This is a genomic window from Saccharopolyspora spinosa NRRL 18395 (assembly GCF_000194155.1).
Lineage (GTDB): Bacteria > Actinomycetota > Actinomycetes > Mycobacteriales > Pseudonocardiaceae > Saccharopolyspora > Saccharopolyspora spinosa.
This window is the reverse complement of record NZ_GL877879.1, coordinates 1,479,397-1,497,152: the sequence shown is the minus strand read 5'-3', so window position 1 is coordinate 1,497,152 and position 17,756 is coordinate 1,479,397. Positions and strand designations below refer to the sequence as shown.

The window sequence follows — 17,756 nt, the reverse complement described above, 5'->3', positions numbered from 1 at the left end:
TAGGAGGCAGCAGGTGTTCACCGGGATCGTCGAGGAACTCGGCACCATCGAAGCGGTCGAACCGTTGGCCGACGGCAGCCGGTTGACCATCGCGGGGCCGGTGGTGACCGAAGATGCCAAGCACGGCGATTCGATCGCGGTCAACGGCGTCTGCCTCACCGTGGTGACGGTGGGCGACGGGCGGTTCACCGTGGACGTGGTGGCCGAAACGCTGCGCCGCTCCTCGATGGAGCGCATCGCGCCGGGCGACCGGGTCAACCTGGAGCGCGCGATGGCGCTCGGCGACAGGCTCGGCGGGCACATCGTGCAGGGCCACGTCGACGGCACTGCGGTGCTGCGCGGCACCGACGCCGACGGGCTCACCCGCTTCGAACTGCCGCAACGCCTGTCCCGCTACCTGGTGGAGAAGGGCTCGATCACCGTCGACGGGGTATCGCTGACCGTGGTGGAGGCCGGCGAAACCGGGTTCAGCATCGCGCTGATCCCCACCACCAAGGAGCTGACCACGCTGGGTCGGCGCCAGCCGGGTGACGAAGTGAACATCGAGGTTGATGTGCTGGCCAAACACCTGGAACGGCTCGCCGCAGCGCAACTGGCCCACCAGGAGCATGGTGCACAGGCCCGTTCGGGGGACAATGGCGGCGTCAGGGAGGCGCGGTGATGAACCCCGAGGACGAGGTTGCGAACACGGTGAGCACGAACAAGTTCGACAGCATCGAGCGCGCGTTGGCCGATATCGCGGCCGGGCGGCCGGTGGTGGTGGTCGACGACGAGGACCGCGAGAACGAAGGCGACCTGATCTTCGCCGCGGAGAAGGCGACGCCCGAGCTTGTGGCGTTCATGGTCCGCTACACCTCCGGCTACATCTGCGTCGGTCTCCCCGGCGAGGACTGCGACCGACTCGACCTCCCCCCGATGTACTACTGGAACCAGGACCGCAAGGGCACGGCCTACACGGTCACGGTCGACGCCGCCGAGGGCGTGAGCACCGGCATCTCCGCCGCCGACCGCGCGAAGACGCTGCGTATCCTGGCCGTCGAGGAGTCGACCGCCAAGGACCTCACCCGGCCCGGCCACGTCGTGCCGCTGCGCGCCCGCGACGGCGGCGTGCTGCGCCGCCCCGGGCACACCGAAGCCGCGGTGGACCTCTCCCGCCTCGCCGGGCTGCGCCCGGCCGGTGCGCTGTGCGAGATCGTCAGCCAGAAGTCCGAGGGCGACATGGCCCGCCGCGACGAGCTGGAGGTCTTCGCCGAGGAGCACGACCTGGCGCTGATCACCATCGCCGACCTGATCGCCTACCGCCGCCGCTTCGAGAAGCAGGTGGTGCGCGTCGCCGAGGCCCGCATCCCCACCGCGCTCGGCACGTTCCGCACCTTCGGCTACGACAGCACCATCGACGGCATCGAGCACCTGGCCCTGGTCTACGGCGAGATCGGCGACGGCGAGGACATCCTGGTGCGGGTGCACTCCGAATGCCTGACCGGCGATGTGCTCGGCTCGCTGCGCTGCGACTGCGGCCCGCAGCTGGACGCGGCGATGGCCAAGGTCGCCGAGGCCGGTCGCGGTGTGGTCCTCTACATGCGCGGCCACGAGGGCCGCGGCATCGGGCTGATCCACAAGCTGCAGGCCTACCAGTTGCAGGACGACGGCGCGGACACCGTGGACGCCAACGTCGCGTTGGGCATGCCGGTCGACAGCCGCGACTACGGGCAGGGTGCGCAGATCCTGTGCGACCTGGGCGTGAAGTCGATGCGGCTGCTCACCAACAACCCGGCCAAGCGCGTCGGGCTGGAGGGCTACGGGCTGCGGATCGTGGACCGCGTGCCGCTGCCGATCCGCCCGAACCCGGAAAACATCCGCTACCTGCGCACCAAGCGCGACCGGATGGGGCACGTGCTGGACAATCTCGACGATGGCGAGGACTCCTCGATCAATGGCGAGACTGGAGTTACGGCATGAGTGGCGACGGACGGCCGCGGATCAGCGTGCCGAAAGCGGGCGACCTGCGGTTGGGAATCGCCGCGATCCGCTGGCACGAGCGGCTCGTCGAGCAGATGCTCTCCCGCGCGCTGGCGGCGGCGAAGGAGGCGGGCATCGCCGAGCCGACCGTGGTGCGGGTGCCCGGCTCGATCGAGCTCCCGGTGGTCTGCCAGCAGCTGGCGCACCAGCACGACGCGGTGGTCGCGCTCGGCGCGGTGATCCGCGGCGGCACCCCGCACTTCGAGTACGTCTGCGACTCGGTCACCCAGGGCCTGACCCGGGTGGCGCTGGACGAGTCGACGGCCATCGGCAACGGCGTGCTGACCTGCGACACCATGCGGCAGGCCGAGGAGCGGGCCGGGTTCGACGACTCGGTGGAGGACAAGGGCTTCGAGGCGACCGCGGCGGCGCTGGAGACGGCACTGGTGCTGCGGGAGCTGCGCGGCTGGGACGGAGAGCGAGGATTCCTGTGAGTGCGCAGCGGGTGGAGGTCCGGCCGCGGAAGGTGCGGCGGGTGGCTATCCCGATCGCGGTTGCGCTGGTGCTGGTGTTCGCGGTCGCTGGCCTCCTGCTGCGGAACACCCCGACCGGCGTGTTCTTCTCGGCGTCCGATCAGGTGTCGATGGTGCTGCTGGGCGTGCTGCTGGGGGCCGGCGTGATGCTGCTGACCCGGCCCCGGTTGCGCGCCGACGCCGATGGGGTGGAGGTCCGCAACATCATCGGTACCCAGCGCTACTCGTGGCCGCTGGTGCAGGCCGTCAGCTTCCCGGACGGCGCCTCGTGGGCCCGGCTGGAGCTGCCGGAGGACGAATACGTGCCGATCATGGCGATCCAGGCCGCCGACGGCGAGCAGGCGATCACCGCGATGCGCCGGCTCCGCGAACTCCGCCGCCAGGCCGATTCCGCCGCCAACTGACGATCGGCTTCGAAAGCCGGCTGGCACTGCTCCCACACCGACAGCAGCCGCCGGTGCCCGGACAGCCGGTAGAACTGCTCTGCGAGCATGTCCTTTCGTGCGCGCCCCGGTCGCCCAGCGACCGCTGCACCAGGAAGCGGAAGCTCAAATCGACTCCTGGGGAACTGCTGTGTTCGTCCTGGGTGCCCGCCCTGGCGGATGATCCCCGGGGCACGTCGGCTCGGCGGCATCCAGAACACTGCCGCGAACATCGCCGGGATCATCTCGCCGCTCCTGAACGGCGTGCTCATCGGCCTGACCAGCTCGGTTGTGCTTCCGCTGCTGATCGCCGGGGGAGTGGCGCCGACCGGCTGCGGCCCGCGACTTACGAGGCGGCGATTTCGCGCGAAATCGCGCAGCACCGGTCGCGGGCCGCGGTCGTCAGCTGGCCGCGACCAGGTCGCAGACGAAGACCAGCGTCTCGCCGGGCTTGATGACGTTGCCGGCACCGCGCTCACCGTATGCGAGGTGCGGCGGGATGGTGAGCTTGCGGCGGCCGCCGACCTTCATGCCCTGCAGGCCCTTGTCCCAGCCCGCGATGACCTGGCCCTTGCCGAGCTGCACGCGCAGCGGCTGGCCGCGGTCCCAGCTCGCGTCGAACTCCGCGCCGGTGCTGTGCGAGACACCCACGTAGTGGACGTCCACCACGGTGCCTTCCACGGCCTGCTGGCCGTCGCCGACCGTGATGTCCTCGATCTGCAGGTCGGCCGGGGGGTTCCCGGTCGGCCGCTCGACCTTCGGCTTCTCGATGCTCACGTGCGTTCTCCTCGATCGATGGTGCGCAGCGTCTTGCAAGGCTGCCGGTGGATTCTCTCGAACAATCCCGAGCGGAGCGCACGCGCCCGACCCGAAGCCGCACCGATGCGCGGATGCGCCGAGCCCGGATCCCCGGTCGTCCGCCCTGGCGGGAGGCCCGCGAGCACGGCCGCTCGTCTCGTGATCATGGACTTCTGACGGCGACCGAAGGTTCGCCGGGTGGCGCATCCCCGGCGTTTTTCGCGGCGTGACGGGCAGAACCGACCCGTCACGCCGATCCTGCTTACGTTGCCGGAGGAGTCTGATTCCTGTGCTGGAAGATGCCGAATTCGAAGCCCTCGTCGCGGACCGGTTGGCCGGGCTGCCCGGGGTCCGGGCGGTGACCCTCGGGGGCTCGCGCGCCCAGGGAGTTCACCGCGCGGAAAGCGACTGGGACTTCGCGATCTACTACCGCGGCCGGTTCGAGCCGCAGGACCTGCGCGACGTCGGTTGGCCCGGGGAGGTCTCCGAACTGGGCGACTGGGGCGGCGGCGTGTTCAACGGCGGCGCATGGCTGCAGATCGAGGGGCGTCACGTCGACGTCCACTACCGCGACCTGGAGGTGGTGGAGCGCGAGCTCGCCGAGGCGCGGGCCGGCCGCTTCGAGTGGCAGCCGCTGATGTTCCACCTCGCCGGGATCCCCAGCTATCTGGTGGTCGCCGAGCTGGCCATAAACCGGGTGCTGCACGGGGAATTGCCGCGCCCGGAATACCCGGACGCGCTCCGCGAGGCCGCGCCGCCGGTCTGGTGGGGGCAGGCGGCCCTGGTGTTGGCCTACGCCCGCGCGAACCACGCGGCGCACGGTCGGCTCGCGGAGACGGCCGGGATGATCACGCAAGCCGCCTGCCAGGCGGCGCACGCGGTCCTCGCGGCCCGCGGCGAGTGGGTGACGAACGAGAAGCGCCTGCTGACCAGGGCGGGACTGCGCGACATCGACCGGGTCGTCGCCGGGCTGACCGCGGCATCGCTCGTCGAGGCGGTCGACAAGGCGCACGCCCTGTGCGACGCGGCGGTGGCCGCGGCCAGGTGAGCCGCTGCGCGGGCCCCCTGGAGTCTTGACGCTGGTTTTGTAACAGTGTTTTATAACGGCGTTGTGAGACTTCAGGGGGCTTCATGCAGGTGTTGTCGTTGAGCGCGCCCAGCCAGTGCATAGCGGGCGTCGTGCTGCTGACCATCGTGACCATCGAGTTCGGCGGCTGGTTCCTGACCAAGATCGTGCGCGGCCAGGTGCCGATGACCGAGTTCCAGCGCAACTTCGCCCGCGCCGGGCACGCGCACGCGGGCGTGCTCGTAACGCTCGCCCTGGTGTGCCTGGTGCTGGCGGACGCCACGCAGCTGACGGGCGCGCTCGGCTGGGTCGCCAGGCTCGGCGTGCCGGTTGCGGCGGTGCTGATGTCGGCGGGTTTCTTCGCGTCCTCGGCGGGCCGCGACGTGCACCGGCCGAACGCGCTGATCGCGCTGCTGTGGCTCGGCGCGCTGTCGCTGGCCGCCGGCGTCGTGACGCTCGGGATCGGCCTGCTGGTGACCTGAACCTGCCGCCATCCGCGGCGAAGACGGGCTGCATCACGTGACCCCCCAGTTTCGATTGAAACTGGGGGGTCGTGGGTGTGGTGTCCTGGTTTCGATTGAAACTGTGGGTCCCCGTTGTGGTGTCCCGGTTTCGATTGAAACTGGGGACTCAGCGGGGGCGGACCGCCGGGGCGGAGAGGGCGACGAAGATCGCGAGGACCGCCGGGACCGCGAGGCCGATGGTCAGGTCCGTCCAGCTGGAGATCAGGCCGATCACCACCGGACCCGCGAGCAGACCGCCGTAGCCGAGCGTGCTGACCTGCGCCAGATCCCGACCGCTGCGGTTGGGATCGCGATTGCCCGCCGCGTTGAACACCTGCGGGATGATGCACGACAGGCCGATGCCGAACAGGGCGAAGCCGATGATCGCCGCCACCGGGTGGTGCAGCAGCAGCGCACCGCCCAAGCCGACGCCCGCGACCGCGCCGCAGCCCCGCACCAGCACGACCGGCCCGAGCCGCGCGACCAGGAAGTCGCCGAGGAAGCGGAAGGTGGCCATCATCGCGGAGAAGACCGCGTAGCCGGTCGCCGCGACCGCCGGGCTCGTCAGCAGCACGTCGTGCAGGTACAGCGGCGACCAGTCCGCCATCGAGCCCTCGCCCAGCGAACAGAAGAACGCCAGCACGCCCAGGAACACGATCCCCGGCAAAATCCCGCGTTGCCGCACCGAACTGCTGGGAACGCGCTCCTCCGGCGGCAGCAGGCCGCGCCGCGCGATCACCGACACCACGCCCAGCGCGGCCGCGACGAGCGCGAAATGCGCGCCCACACCGATTTCCGCGTGCGCCGCGAGCGCGCCGGCTCCGGCGCCGAGCAGGCCGCCGACGCTGAACATCGCGTGGAAGGTGCTCACGATCGGTCGCCCGTATCGCCGCTGGACCTGCAGCGAGTGGGTGTTCATGGCCACGTCGACGGTCCCGTGCCCGGCGCCGAACACCAGCAGCCCGATCACCAGCACCGGCAGGCTTCCCGCGAAGCCGGGCAGCAGCATGCTCGCCGCCATCGCGATCCCCGCCGGGCCCAGCACCCGCGCGCTGCCGAGGCGGTCGGCCAGGTGCCCGACGATCTGCATCGCCAGCACCGAACCCGCCGCGACCGCGAACAGCGCCAGGGTCACCTGCGCGTCGTCGAGACCCAGGTCCTGCTTGATCGCCGGGATCCGCGCGGTCCAGGTGCCCAGCGACGCTCCGGTGATCACGAAGTAGGCCGTGACGGCCCAGCGGGCCTGCCGTGGGACCGTGACGGTCTCCTCAGTGGCCTCAGACAACGCGCACCTCCACGCCCGCCGCGGCTAGTTCCGCGCGCGCGTCCGCCGGGGCGGACCGGTCGGTGACGACCACGTCGAGATCGGTGATGGGGCAGACGAATCCCAGGCCGGTGCGGGCGAACTTCGCGCCGTGGCAGACCGCGACGACGCGCTGGGCGCCGGATACCGCGGCTTGCTTCACCGGCACCTCTTCGAGGTCGTGCGCGGTCAGGCCGTGCTTCGCGGACAGGCCGCAGACGCCGAGGATCGCGGTGTCCACCCGCAATGCGCGCAGCGAGGCCTCGGCGAGGTGGCCGGTGAACGACAGCTCGCCCGGCTTCGCCCGCCCGCCCGGCATCAGCAGGTCGACCTGCGGCGCGTTGCTCAGCGCGTTCGCCGAGTGCAGGTCGAGCGGGATCGCGGTGATCCGGCGGTGAACGAGCCGTTTGGCGACCTCCAGCGTTGTCGTGCCGGAGTCGATGATCACCGACTCGCAGTCCGCGATCAGCTCCTCGACGGCGGCGGCCAGCCGCTGCTTGAGCTCCGCCTCGTCGCGCTCGCGGACCGGGAACGGCGCGGAGTGCCCGCGCAGGAAGCTCACCGCGCCGCCACGGACCCGGCGCAGAACCCCCTGTTCGGCGAGTTGGTCGAGGTCGCGGCGGATGGTCATCTCTGACGACATGGTCGCCTCGGCCAGCTCCGCGACGGTCACCCGCTCCGCCTGCCGTAGCCGTTCGATGATCATCAACGTGCGTTCCGAACCTTCCACGTGTTTCATCGAACAAGATTCATGTTCAAATGGCAACCCTTCGCGCGTTCTGAACGTGCGAGCCCGGGGCCGTGCACTGCTCCGGGTGAGGGACAATGGACTCGATGGCGTGGAGACGTCGGGTAGGAGGAGATCGTGAGCGTGGCCCAGGAGCGCAACCTTCGGTTGGTGCGAGACGTCCCGTCCGAGCTCGGCGTGCGGCTCGGCGACATCAGACTGCGCAACCGCCTGGTGACCTCGTCCAGCCTGCTCGGCTACGGCGTGGCCAACACCAAGCTGGTGCCCTACGGCATGAGCCCGATCTCGCAGTTCGTGTCGCTGGCCCGGTTCGGCGCGGTCACCACCCGCACGGTCACCGTCGAACCCCGCGAGGGGCACTTCACCACCCGCGACGTGTGGCCGCTGCACGAGCTGCCGTCGCTGATCAAGCGCTACGGGCAGGCGCTGCGGCAGGTCGACGGCGGCTGGCTCAACGCCTTCGGCTGGTGCAACGTCGGCATCGACGCCTACCTGCGCGACTACTACCCGCGCACCCGCGAGCAGAACACCATCATCTCCGTCGGCGGCTTCTCCGCCGAGGAGTTCGTCACGCTGATCGACAAGCTCAACGCCGCGGTGCCGGTGGGCGAGATCGCCGCGGTCGAGTTCAACGTCTCCTGCCACAACGTCAACTTCGACTTCAACCAGATCATCGAATCGGTGCTGGCCGAGGCGGTGCCGCGCAGCAACCACCCGGTGATCCTGAAGCTGTCGCCGGACTACGACTACCTGGGCCACGCCCGGCTGGCCGCCCGGCACGGGGTGTCGGCGCTGACCGCGATCAACACCGTCAAGGGCCTGCGGCTGGACCCGAACACCGGGCAGCCGCTGCTGAAGAACGGCTTCGGCGGGCTTTCCGGCCGCGCGATCAAGCCGATCGGCCTGCGCGTGGTCAAGGAACTGCGCGACGCCGAGGTGACGCTGCCGATCATCGCCACCGGCGGCATCCGCAGCTTCGACGACTGCCGCGAGTACTTCTGGGCCGGCGCCGATGCGGTCAGCCTGGGCAGCGCCAGCTGGTTCGCCAGCTACCCGGGCTACGCCCTGTCCCCGCTGTACGCGGCCCGGATCCGGAACCTGCTGCGCCGCATCGAGAACTACACGCCCCCGGAGCGCTGACCGCCGCGTTGCTCGCATCGGGCGACTTTCGCCGCTGCAGCAACGGTGATCGGACGAATCTAGCCACAGGTGTGCGCGTGCTCGGTACGCTCGGTGATCTCGCAGTTATTGGGCGTAGCCGGGGAGGCGGCGCTTGGTGGAGACGGAATCAGCAGCGGAGCCTGAGTCACCGGCCCCGCCACCGCGACGCAGGTGGTGGCAGCGCCTTCTGCGCGGCCCGGCGTTCGTGGTCGTTGGGCTCGTCGCCGCGCTGACCGGGGTCGCCGCGCCCGCGCTGTGGAACACCGCGCGGGATGCGTCCCGGCCGCCCGTGCTGGTGTGGGCGAGCTCGGACGGCGGCCAACTGGACGATCACAGCTACGCGCTGCCCGAGGTGGTCCCGCGGCAGCAGGCGGCGGAAATCGGGATCCCGGAGCAGTTCCTGTCCGACTCGCCGGCGCTGCGGCGCAGCGTGAAGGTCCGCGTGCACGGCACCACCGTGACCATCGAGGGCGCTCGCTCCCGCGACGTGGTGATCACGAACATGCACGCCAGGATCCTCAGCCGCGAGCCGAACATCGACGGGACTCTGTTCTGCATCCCGCCGCAGGGCGGTCTCCCGGCCGAGAAGATCGGGTTCGACCTGGACGAATTCCGCCCGTTAGCACGGGTTCTCGACGGCGGGAAGCTCGGCGGGCCGTATTTCGCCGACCAGGCCCAGCAGCTCGCGGACGGCGAAACGGTCGTGTTCCAGGTCGAATCGCGCGCCGCCCGGGGCCATTACCGCTGGGTGATCGACGTCGACCTGGTCATCGACGGGAAGCCGCAGACCTACACCGCAAAGCCCGCCGACGGCGAGTTCGAGATGAGCGGCGTCAGCGACCACTACGGGTCGGTGTTCAACTGGAGCGGCCGGGACAGCTGGACCTTCCCGGACCCGGCGCAGAATCCCGCGGGCAACTGCGGATGAACGGCGCGAGGTACGGACTGCGGGTGCTGGCCCTCGTCGGCATCGTCGTGCTCGGCGTGGCGGCGGGGATCTGGTGGAGCTGGCCGAAAGACACCTCACCGCAACGCCATCAGGCACCGGAGCTTTCGTCGCGGCAGCTGGCCGAGTTGTTGCCCGCCGCAGGCGTTGGCCGCTTCCGGTCGCGGGAGGACGCCTTGGACCGGAACAGCTTCCTCGCGGCGGTGCAGGATTGCGCGCCGGTACCGGCCATCCAGCAGTTCCGCACGACGAGCACCGCCGGTTTCGCGAGCTACGTTCTCGACAGGGATACGCCCGTGCAGGTGGCGGTCGTCCGGGTGGACCGGGAGCGCGTGGCGCAGGTGCAGGACGCGCTGAGCTCGGCAGGCAACTGCCACCACCCGGCCGACGGCGGCGAACAGGCCTGGACGAAGATCGCGCGCCCGTGGTTCGGCGATGTGTCGGCGCTGTTCACCACCACCGACGTAACACCGGGCGAGCAGGACGTGTACGCGATCGGCGGTCCAGTGTGGACGTTCACGATGTCGGACGAGTGGTTGGTGGCGGTCGGCGCTTACACGGCCCCGCTGGAGACGGTTGCCGAGATCTACCCGCCGCTGCTGGAGAGGTTCGATCGGGAGGTGGGCACGCACTTCCTGCGGCCGGGCGAGTCGCGCGGCGGTTGCCGGCCTGCGAATCTCGTCATCCACGACCTGCCGCCGGGCGCGCTCAGCGATCAGGCGGTCATGGCGCTGCAAGGCATGCACGACATGGCCTGTCAGGACCGGGCCGACGAGGTGCGGTCGTTGATGTCGACACCGCTGGTCGTCGACGACGGCAGCACCGACGACGGAACGTCGGTGGACATCGGTGATCCCGGCGAGATCGCGCGAATCCTGGAGACCCGCGGGGTCTACCGCAACGGCGCGGTGCAGTACCGGCTCGGCGACTCCGCGCTGGTGTTCTCGACGTTGTCCTCCCCAGGCGCCAAGTTCCTCACCTGGGACGCCTACGTGCGCGACTGCGCAACGGCGATGCCTTCCGCGGCGCGGATGTGCGGCCCGGATCCCTACGGTCCACTCGGCGGGGCTGACTGGCGGCAGGTGCTGGCCGAACGGGGCTGCGACCCGGACCCCGGACTGCCCAAGCCGGTCCAGCACGCCCAGTTCCAGGACTTTACCGGCGACGGCCGTCCCGACGCGGTGCTCGTGGTCAGCTGCTCCCTGACCGGCGATGCCCAGTTGAACGCGGTGCAGGTCTACGACGGCGGCTCCCCGCCGGAATCGCCGCGCCTGATCCAGGAACTGCTGGGCGGCGATCCCGGTCCGGAGGGACGGGGCCTGCTCCCGGTGGCCGTGATGCTGGGCGGCGACGATCTCACCGCCGAATCATGGAGCTGGCGGGAATCCGACGACTACTATCGCCCGAGCCTCTTCGTCATCGACCAATTCCGCTGGCAGGGAGGCACTTTCGCGCCGATGTCACGGGAAGTCCAAGAGGTGCCGTGAATCCGCGAGCGTATCGGTGAAAACGCCCGTCCTGCCGCCACTCCGTGATAGAACGTGATCAGAACCATATTCGCTAACACTGGGGAGGAAACGTGTCCGGATACGGGGAATTCGGCAGCAGCCTGCGGGATCTGCCCAGGCTGCGGCAAACTCGGCGCGGCCGGGTGTCCAGCTGGGACCGCACCGGCGGCAACACCGACAACATGCGCGTCGAGCCGGGCGAGTGCAGGGAGCTGGCCGACATCGCCGGGCCGGGCGTGATCACCCACATCTGGTGCACCGTCGCCGTCGACCACGTGGGCAAACCGGCCGAGCTGGAAGGCGACTACCTGCGCCGACTCGTCCTGAAGATCACCTGGGACGACTCGCGGCACCCGGCCGTGCTGGTGCCGCTGGGGGACTTCTTCGGCATGGGGCACGGCCGCAGCGGCAACTTCGCGTCCGCGCCGCTGCAGATGAGCCCGCAGGACGGCAAGGGCTTCAACTGCTGGTTCGCGATGCCCTTCGCCGGGCGCGCCAGGTTCGAGCTGATCAGCGAGATGAGCGTCAAACCGGTGACGTTCTACTACTACATCGACTACGAGACCTACGGCGAGGCCGACCCGGAGCTGGGCTACTTCCATGCGCAGTGGCGGCGGCAGAACCCCACTGACGGCGTCGAGCAAGGCAACCAGAGCAACGAGGAATTCCTCTTCGGCGGCACCAACACCGACGGCGCGGGCAACTACGTGCTGCTGGAGGCCGAGGGGCGCGGGCACTATGTCGGAACGGTCCTCAACGTGCACAACCTCCGCCAGACCACCGACTGGAACTGGTACGGCGAGGGCGACGACATGTTCTTCATCGACGGCGAACCCTGGCCGCCGCGCCTGCACGGCACCGGCACCGAGGACTACTTCAACACCGCGTGGTGCCCGACCCAGCAATACCAGGCGCCCTACCACGGGCTGACCATCCCGGGCGGGCCGAACTGGAGCGGGCAGGTGTCCTACTACCGCTTCCACGTCGAAGACCCGGTGGTGTTCGGGAAGTCCATCAAGGTGACCATCGAGCACGGGCACGCCAACAAGCGCTCCGACGACGTCTCGTCGGTCGCCTACTGGTACCAGACGCTCCCGGCGCTACCGGTGACCCTCGCGCCAGTCGGTGACCGCCTCGTCCGCCCCTTGTAGAGACGGTTTCCGGACTCGTTCTGCGTGGCGGTGCGTGGCGGAACCGTAGAAGCGGTCTGGTCTGCGGGATCCCCGATTCGTGCCTGTCCAATGCGCGGCTTCGGCCAGGGGTGAAGGGCATCTTCGGCGACTCGGTTGCTCGAAGATGCCGTTCACCCCGAAAAGCTCGCTACACCGCGCAGCGGAGGGGGCCGCCGTTGTAGGCGATCGTGTCGGCGAACGCCGCCGCCATGTCGAGATCGGTGTCGTCGGCGTCGGCGTAGGCACGGTGCAGGTTGAGGACGATGCGTTCGCGGTCCGGCCACGCCGCGAACTCGCCGAGGTCGCAGCGCCGGGCCGCCTCCAGCGGCGAGAGGCCGTCGGTGCGGGCCTGGCGGGCCGTGTCCAGGACGAACCGGTAGTAGCGGGCGTGGTCCTCCAGCACCCGCGGGAACGACGGGCCGGGCACGATCGAGCCGTGGCCCGGCACCACCTTCGCCGCCGCGAACCCGGCCAGCCAGTCCAGCGACTTCAGCGCGCCCTCGACCGACCCCATGAACACCAGCGGCGTGACGCCGTGGAAGATCAGGTCGCCGGTGAACAGCACCGCGGCATCCGGCACCCACGCCACCACGTCGCCGGCTGTGTGCGCGGCGTACCCGGGGTGGTGCAGCTCGATCCGGCGGTCGCCGCTGTGCAAGGTCAGCGAATCCTCCAGCACCACCGTCGGCGCGCGGTGCTCGGCGATGCCCCACTCCGGCACCGGTTCCCACACCGGCGGCAGATCCGTGAGCAGCGTGTCCGACAGGATGCCCGCGCGGGTCGCGGAGTGTCCGATGAGGACAGTCGAATCGGGTAGCAGGGCGTTGCCGTGCGTGTGGTCGCCGTGCAGGTGGGTGTTCACCGCGAACCGGATCGGCGCGTCCCCGCCTGCGGCGCGCACCGCGTCCAGGAACCGGCGGGTGCGCTGCGCGGTCGCGCAGGTGTCGACCAGCACGATGCTGTCGTCGCCGAGCACCGCCCCGGCGTTGTTGATCCACCACGAGCCGTCTGGCTGGACCCACGCGTGCACACCAGGGCTGACCTCGGACAGCATCGCGCGGTCGGGGTGGGCGTTCTCGTCGTTCACGGCTGACCTCCCGGCAAGGTGCGGATCCCGGCTTAGAGCGATCATCGAAAGCCCCACCTAGTGTGCCCTGCCGGGCGCCCGCGGTGAACGGCGCACCGAGATCCGGGCAGTCGGCTGGGTTACGAGATCCTGTACGTATCGGGGCGTCCAGACTCCCGCCGGGCACCCACCTGCCGCACTTCTTCCTTGGCTTCTTTACCTGCTGTATCTGGTGGCTGGTTTGGCCGATTCTAGCGATCCTGGCGGACCAAGAAAACCAGGCTTACCTTAAGTGGTACTCGGAAGCTAGGTATCGATACCAGGTCGCCTTGGTTGACTGGCAACGACGGAACGGGATTATCCCTTAATGTAAGCTGTCGCTGTTCTGGGACAGCGCCAAGCATCACCGGTACATTCGAACTGTCAGCGAACAAAAGAACCCCCACCCAGCTTCGGCTGGAGGGGTCTTTTTTGTTTCAGGGTCACATCATTCCGACGACCACGGCCTTAGCAACGTCCTTCGCTGCCTTGTCGATCTCTGCTCCCCATTCGGCAGGTGTCTCGGCTCGTGATCCAGCTGACTGCACCATTCGAGCATCTTCGCCAGCACAGGTCCGGAATCCACCGGGAACGGCGCGCCGCCCCTCAGCAGGGTCATAGCCCGCTGTTCATCCTCGCGAGGGGTTCCTTGTTCAGGCACCAGGCACCTGGCCACGTCAAGGACTGACATGTAGGCATGCAGCCAGTTCTTAGGTAGGTGAGGTCCGACCTGCATGGTGCTAACCGAGTCAACCAGGTTCGCCAATACGGGTGACGCGTCTGCCGGGAGCCTCGCTCCGGTGCGCAAAGCCCTGATTGCGCGGTCTGTGTCATCACCAGCGGGCACGACAGAACCCCCATCTCGTAGTCTCTTCAGATGACCTCGCCTAGATGCGAGCCTAGTACGCTGTGCCCCCTGCGCACTCGCCGCCACCCGGTACCTGCGCATCCGCGCTCGAATTCGTTCAGCTAACTGATGATCTACCGTTGACCACCGGCGAACGTATAAATTCCGTAGTCGATCCTCTGCCGGGAATCGATCGTCCGGATATGGAGCGACGAGAGAGCCATCAGGCCACCTCATCGTATCCATACCGTTCCTTAGGAAGATTGTTTCAAGACGTGCACGTGGGGAAGCTGAACCACTCAATCTCAGTGGCTTTCCTCATCTTGGCCTTCTTGCCGCAAATCGATATCGCGCTCTTATCGCCGTCCCATCGACGTCCGTCGAAAGCGTGCCGTGTTCCGCCGTAGCGCTCTTTGGGGTTTGCGATTGGCAGCCAGTAGCGCCGCTCCGTTATGGCTGTTGCCATGTCGCAAGCTCCGCACCAATCGGACAGGTTCGGATTACGTACAGCCGACGGTCCTCGTCTAGACAGTGGACGTTGCTGCACCTGGATGAACCGAGCGCGACGTTCGTCTATCTCGAAGGTCTAACGAGTGCTGACTACCTTGACAAACCGGGCGTTCTCGTCGTTCACGGCTGACCTCCCGGCAAGGTGCGGATCCCGGCTAAGTGCGATCATCGACAGACCCACCCAGTGTGCCCTGCCGGGCCGCCCGAAGTGAGCGGCGCACCGAGATCCGGGCAGCCGGCCCGCGCACGTAGGGTGGAGGCGTGGCCGATCCGTCCACCTACCGACCAGCACCAGGCACGATCCCGGACGCCCCCGGCGTGTACCGGTTCCACGATGCCGACGGCCGAGTGATCTACGTCGGCAAGGCGAAAAGCCTGCGCGGCAGGCTCTCGTCGTACTTCGCCGACCTCGCTGGGCTGCACCCTAGGACCCGGCAGATGGTCACCACGGCCACCGGCGTGCGGTGGACCGTCGTCGGCACCGAGGTCGAGGCGTTGCAACTGGAGTACTCCTGGATCAAGGAGTACGACCCGAGGTTCAACGTCCGCTACCGCGACGACAAGTCGTATCCGGTGCTGGCTGTGACCCTGCACGAGGAGTTCCCGCGGCTGCACGTCTACCGCGGCCCGCGCCGCAAGGGCGTCCGCTACTTCGGCCCATACGCGCACGCGTGGGCGATCCGCGAGACGCTCGACCTGCTGCTGCGGGTGTTCCCAGCGCGCACCTGCTCCGGCGGGGTGTTCAAGCGGCACTCGCAGATCGGCCGCCCCTGCCTGCTCGGCTACATCGGCAAGTGCTCGGCGCCGTGCGTCGGCCGGGTTTCCGCCGACGAGCACCGGTCAATCGTCGGGGACTTCTGCGACTTCCTTGCCGGGCACACCGACCAGCTGATGCGCAAGCTGGACAAGGAGATGCAGGCGGCGTCCGCGGAGCTGGAGTTCGAGCGCGCCGCCCGGCTGCGCGACGACCTGGAGGCCCTGCGGCGTGCGATGGAGAAGCAGGCGGTGGTCCTCGGCGACGGCACCGACGCCGACGTGGTGGCCTTCGCCGAGGACGAGCTCGCCGCCGCCGTGCAGGTCTTCCACATCCGCGGGGGCCGGGTGCGCGGCCAGCGCGGCTGGGTCATCGACAAGGTCGCCAACGCTGATGGCACGGAGACCGACACCTCAGAACTCACCTCGCAGTTCCTCACTCAGTTCTACGGCGAACAGGCATCGCTGGCCGACCAGGCCGACGCCGGGGGCAGCCCGGTGCCGCGCGAGGTGCTGGTGCCGCAGCTGCCCGACGACGCGGACGCGATCGCCGGTTGGCTCAGCGAGCTGCGCGGCAGCCGCGTCAGCCTCCGGGTGCCGCAGCGCGGTGACAAGCGGGCGTTGATGGAGACCGTCGAGCGCAACGCCAAGGAGGCGTTCCTGCAGTACAAGCTGCGCCGCGCCGGCGACCTGACCGCCCGCTCGGCGGCGCTGCAGGAGCTCCAGGAGGCGCTGGCGCTGGACACCGCGCCGCTGCGGATCGAGTGCATCGACGTCAGCCACGTGCAGGGCAGCGATGTGGTGGCGTCGCTGGTGGTGTTCGAGGACGGCGTCCCGCGCAAGTCCGAGTACCGCCGCTTCGAGGTCCGGGAGGGTGCCGAGGGCGGCGACGTCGGCTCCATCGACGAGGTGGTGCGCCGCCGCTTCCACCGCTACCTCAGCGAAACGGCCAAGGCCGAGACCCCGGCTGAGCAGACCGGATCGGGGCCTGTCGGCGCGGCGATCGACCCGGATACCGGCCGCCCGCGCAAGTTCGCCTACCCGCCGAACCTGCTGGTGATCGACGGCGGCGCGCCGCAGGCCAACGCCGCCGCCGACGCGCTGACGGAGCTGGGCATTACCGACGTCGCGGTCATCGGGCTGGCCAAGCGGCTGGAGGAGGTCTGGCTGCCCGCCGACCCTGACCCGGTGATCCTGCCCCGCACCAGCGAGGCGCTCTACCTGCTGCAACGGGTCCGCGACGAGGCGCACCGCTTCGCCATCAGCTACCACCGCAAGAAGCGCGCCAAGCGCATGACAAGCTCCACATTGGACGCGATTCCGGGACTGGGCGAAACCCGCCGCACGGCGCTGCTCAAGCACTTCGGTTCGGTGCGCAAACTGCGCCAGGCCGAGGTCGAGGAGATCGCCGTGGTCCCGGGGATCGGCCGCCGCACCGCCGAGACCGTGCACTCGGCGCTGGCGGCCGACGCGGAAACCGGGCGACGCCCGGTGCCGGACGACCGGGCAGCGCCCGGCGCCGACAACGCTGAAGGGGAGAGCAGTGACTGAGGAGCAGTCGGGCATCGAGGTCGCCGTCGTCAGCGGCCTTTCTGGTGCGGGGCGCAGCACCGCGGCCAAATGCCTGGAGGACCTGGGCTGGTTCGTGGTGGACAACCTGCCGCCGGAACTGATCGCGACGATGGTGGAGCTTGGGGCGCGCTCCAGCGGCGCGGTCACCCGCGTCGCGGTCGTGATGGACGTGCGCAGCCGGGCGTTCACCGAGGACCTGGGGGCGGTGATCAAAGACTTGGACGCCCGCGGCTACAAGCCGAAGGTGCTGTTCCTGGAGGCCACCGACGAGGTGCTGATCCGCCGGTTCGAGCAGGTGCGGCGCGGCCACCCGCTGCAGGGCGAGGGCCGGCTGGCCGACGGGATCGCCGCGGAGCGGTCGCTGCTGTCCAAGTTGCGCTCCGAGGCGGACCTGGTGCTGGACACCACGAGCCTGTCGGTGCACCAGCTGCGGTCCAAGATCGAGGACGCCTTCGGCACCGAGGCCAGCACCCGCACCCGGCTGACCGTGCTGTCCTTCGGCTACAAGTACGGGCTGCCGATGGACGCCGACCTGGTGATGGACTGCCGGTTCCTGCCGAACCCGTTCTGGATCCCGGAGCTGCGCGAGTTCAACGGCCTCGACGACGAGGTCCGCAACTACGTGCTCGGCCAGGAGGGCGCGGAGGAGTTCCTGCAGAGCTACCAGCAGCTGCTGCGGCTGGTCGGGGCCGGCTACCACCGGGAGGGCAAGCGGTACCTGACCTTGGCGCTTGGTTGCACCGGCGGCAAGCACCGCAGCGTGGCGCTGGCCGAGGAACTGGCCCGCCGCTTGGCCGAGGACGACGGGATGATGGTCAAGACGGTGCACCGGGACCTGGGGCGCGAGTGA

The 17,756-nt window shown here is 69.2% G+C and carries 16 protein-coding genes; 12 read left to right on the top strand and 4 right to left on the bottom strand.

Translation table 11 applies throughout. From position 1 onward, the window contains the following. The first annotated feature begins 13 nt into the window (after positions 1 to 13). From SSPN_RS0125990 to SSPN_RS0125975, 4 genes are read left to right on the top strand one after another with little or no spacing between them, the layout of a single operon-like run. Entirely contained in the window at positions 14 to 661 is a 648-nt protein-coding gene (locus tag SSPN_RS0125990; RefSeq protein ID WP_010310779.1) for a riboflavin synthase, read from the top strand. Continuing rightward, complete coding sequence (locus SSPN_RS0125985; protein ID WP_010310777.1) at positions 661 to 1,959, top strand: bifunctional 3,4-dihydroxy-2-butanone-4-phosphate synthase/GTP cyclohydrolase II; 1,299 nt, start codon at positions 661 to 663, stop codon at positions 1,957 to 1,959. Before SSPN_RS0125990 ends, SSPN_RS0125985 begins: the two co-directional genes overlap by 1 nt. Then, positions 1,956 to 2,453 (top strand): 6,7-dimethyl-8-ribityllumazine synthase, encoded by a 498-nt coding sequence (gene ribH / locus SSPN_RS0125980; protein ID WP_010310776.1) that lies wholly within the window; start codon positions 1,956 to 1,958, stop codon positions 2,451 to 2,453. The genes SSPN_RS0125985 and ribH overlap by 4 nt, the downstream gene beginning before the upstream one ends. Beyond that, positions 2,450 to 2,896 (top strand): PH domain-containing protein, encoded by a 447-nt coding sequence (locus SSPN_RS0125975; protein ID WP_010310774.1) that lies wholly within the window; start codon positions 2,450 to 2,452, stop codon positions 2,894 to 2,896. The genes ribH and SSPN_RS0125975 overlap by 4 nt, the downstream gene beginning before the upstream one ends. Positions 2,897 to 3,316: 420 nt before the next feature. On the opposite strand, the gene SSPN_RS0125970 is transcribed toward SSPN_RS0125975, so the two are convergent. Then, positions 3,317 to 3,691: an FKBP-type peptidyl-prolyl cis-trans isomerase gene (locus tag SSPN_RS0125970; protein WP_010310772.1), complete on the bottom strand. Its 375-nt coding sequence runs from the start codon at positions 3,689 to 3,691 to the stop codon at positions 3,317 to 3,319. 313 nt (positions 3,692 to 4,004) lie between these two features. Here SSPN_RS0125970 and SSPN_RS0125965 point away from each other — a divergent pair, with 313 nt between their 5' ends. Together SSPN_RS0125965 and SSPN_RS0125960 are read left to right on the top strand one after the other, a co-directional pair. Next, complete coding sequence (locus SSPN_RS0125965) at positions 4,005 to 4,760, top strand: nucleotidyltransferase domain-containing protein (protein WP_029535723.1); 756 nt, start codon at positions 4,005 to 4,007, stop codon at positions 4,758 to 4,760. An 89-nt stretch (positions 4,761 to 4,849) separates the two neighbouring features. Then, positions 4,850 to 5,260, top strand: a complete 411-nt coding sequence (locus SSPN_RS0125960) for a hypothetical protein (protein WP_202798947.1) — start codon at positions 4,850 to 4,852, stop codon at positions 5,258 to 5,260. Between the two features lie 148 nt (positions 5,261 to 5,408). Here SSPN_RS0125960 and SSPN_RS0125955 read toward each other — a convergent pair whose 3' ends face one another. Both SSPN_RS0125955 and SSPN_RS0125950 read right to left on the bottom strand, forming a co-directional pair. Beyond that, positions 5,409 to 6,566, bottom strand: coding sequence for an MFS transporter (locus tag SSPN_RS0125955; RefSeq protein ID WP_010310765.1), 1,158 nt, complete (start codon positions 6,564 to 6,566; stop codon positions 5,409 to 5,411). Next, entirely contained in the window at positions 6,559 to 7,314 is a 756-nt protein-coding gene (locus SSPN_RS0125950) for a DeoR/GlpR family DNA-binding transcription regulator (RefSeq protein ID WP_010310763.1), read from the bottom strand. The genes SSPN_RS0125955 and SSPN_RS0125950 overlap by 8 nt, the downstream gene beginning before the upstream one ends. 135 nt (positions 7,315 to 7,449) lie before the next feature. Between SSPN_RS0125950 and SSPN_RS0125945 the strand changes: the two genes are divergently transcribed. The 4 genes from SSPN_RS0125945 (at position 7,450) to SSPN_RS0125930 (ending at position 12,098) form a co-directional block, all read left to right on the top strand. Beyond that, entirely contained in the window at positions 7,450 to 8,472 is a 1,023-nt protein-coding gene (locus SSPN_RS0125945) for a beta/alpha barrel domain-containing protein (protein ID WP_101376982.1), read from the top strand. Between the two features lie 133 nt (positions 8,473 to 8,605). Then, positions 8,606 to 9,421 carry a hypothetical protein gene (locus SSPN_RS0125940; protein ID WP_143539731.1) on the top strand — a complete coding sequence of 272 codons (816 nt, stop codon included), beginning with the start codon at positions 8,606 to 8,608 and terminating at the stop codon, positions 9,419 to 9,421. Next, positions 9,418 to 10,926, top strand: coding sequence for a hypothetical protein (locus tag SSPN_RS0125935; RefSeq protein ID WP_010310757.1), 1,509 nt, complete (start codon positions 9,418 to 9,420; stop codon positions 10,924 to 10,926). Before SSPN_RS0125940 ends, SSPN_RS0125935 begins: the two co-directional genes overlap by 4 nt. A 92-nt stretch (positions 10,927 to 11,018) precedes the next feature. After that, positions 11,019 to 12,098 (top strand): glycoside hydrolase family 172 protein, encoded by a 1,080-nt coding sequence (locus SSPN_RS0125930; RefSeq protein ID WP_010310754.1) that lies wholly within the window; start codon positions 11,019 to 11,021, stop codon positions 12,096 to 12,098. A 169-nt stretch (positions 12,099 to 12,267) separates the two neighbouring features. On the opposite strand, the gene SSPN_RS0125925 is transcribed toward SSPN_RS0125930, so the two are convergent. Continuing rightward, positions 12,268 to 13,206 carry an MBL fold metallo-hydrolase gene (locus tag SSPN_RS0125925; protein WP_010310750.1) on the bottom strand — a complete coding sequence of 313 codons (939 nt, stop codon included), beginning with the start codon at positions 13,204 to 13,206 and terminating at the stop codon, positions 12,268 to 12,270. Between the two features lie 1,636 nt (positions 13,207 to 14,842). Between SSPN_RS0125925 and uvrC the strand changes: the two genes are divergently transcribed. Then, positions 14,843 to 16,885 (top strand): excinuclease ABC subunit UvrC, encoded by a 2,043-nt coding sequence (uvrC, locus tag SSPN_RS0125920; RefSeq protein ID WP_010310749.1) that lies wholly within the window; start codon positions 14,843 to 14,845, stop codon positions 16,883 to 16,885. Beyond that, positions 16,878 to 17,756, top strand: a complete 879-nt coding sequence (gene rapZ, locus SSPN_RS0125915; RefSeq protein ID WP_010310747.1) for an RNase adapter RapZ — start codon at positions 16,878 to 16,880, stop codon at positions 17,754 to 17,756. Before uvrC ends, rapZ begins: the two co-directional genes overlap by 8 nt.

What these genes read in the sequence shown, in the direction of transcription:
- SSPN_RS0125935 (WP_010310757.1), top strand. Translation starts at nt 9,418, where the DNA reads ATGAACGGCGCGAGGTACGGACTGCGGGTGCTGGCCCTCGTCGGCATC.
- SSPN_RS0125985 (WP_010310777.1), top strand. Translation starts at nt 661, where the DNA reads ATGAACCCCGAGGACGAGGTTGCGAACACGGTGAGCACGAACAAGTTC.
- ribH (WP_010310776.1), top strand. Translation starts at nt 1,956, where the DNA reads ATGAGTGGCGACGGACGGCCGCGGATCAGCGTGCCGAAAGCGGGCGAC.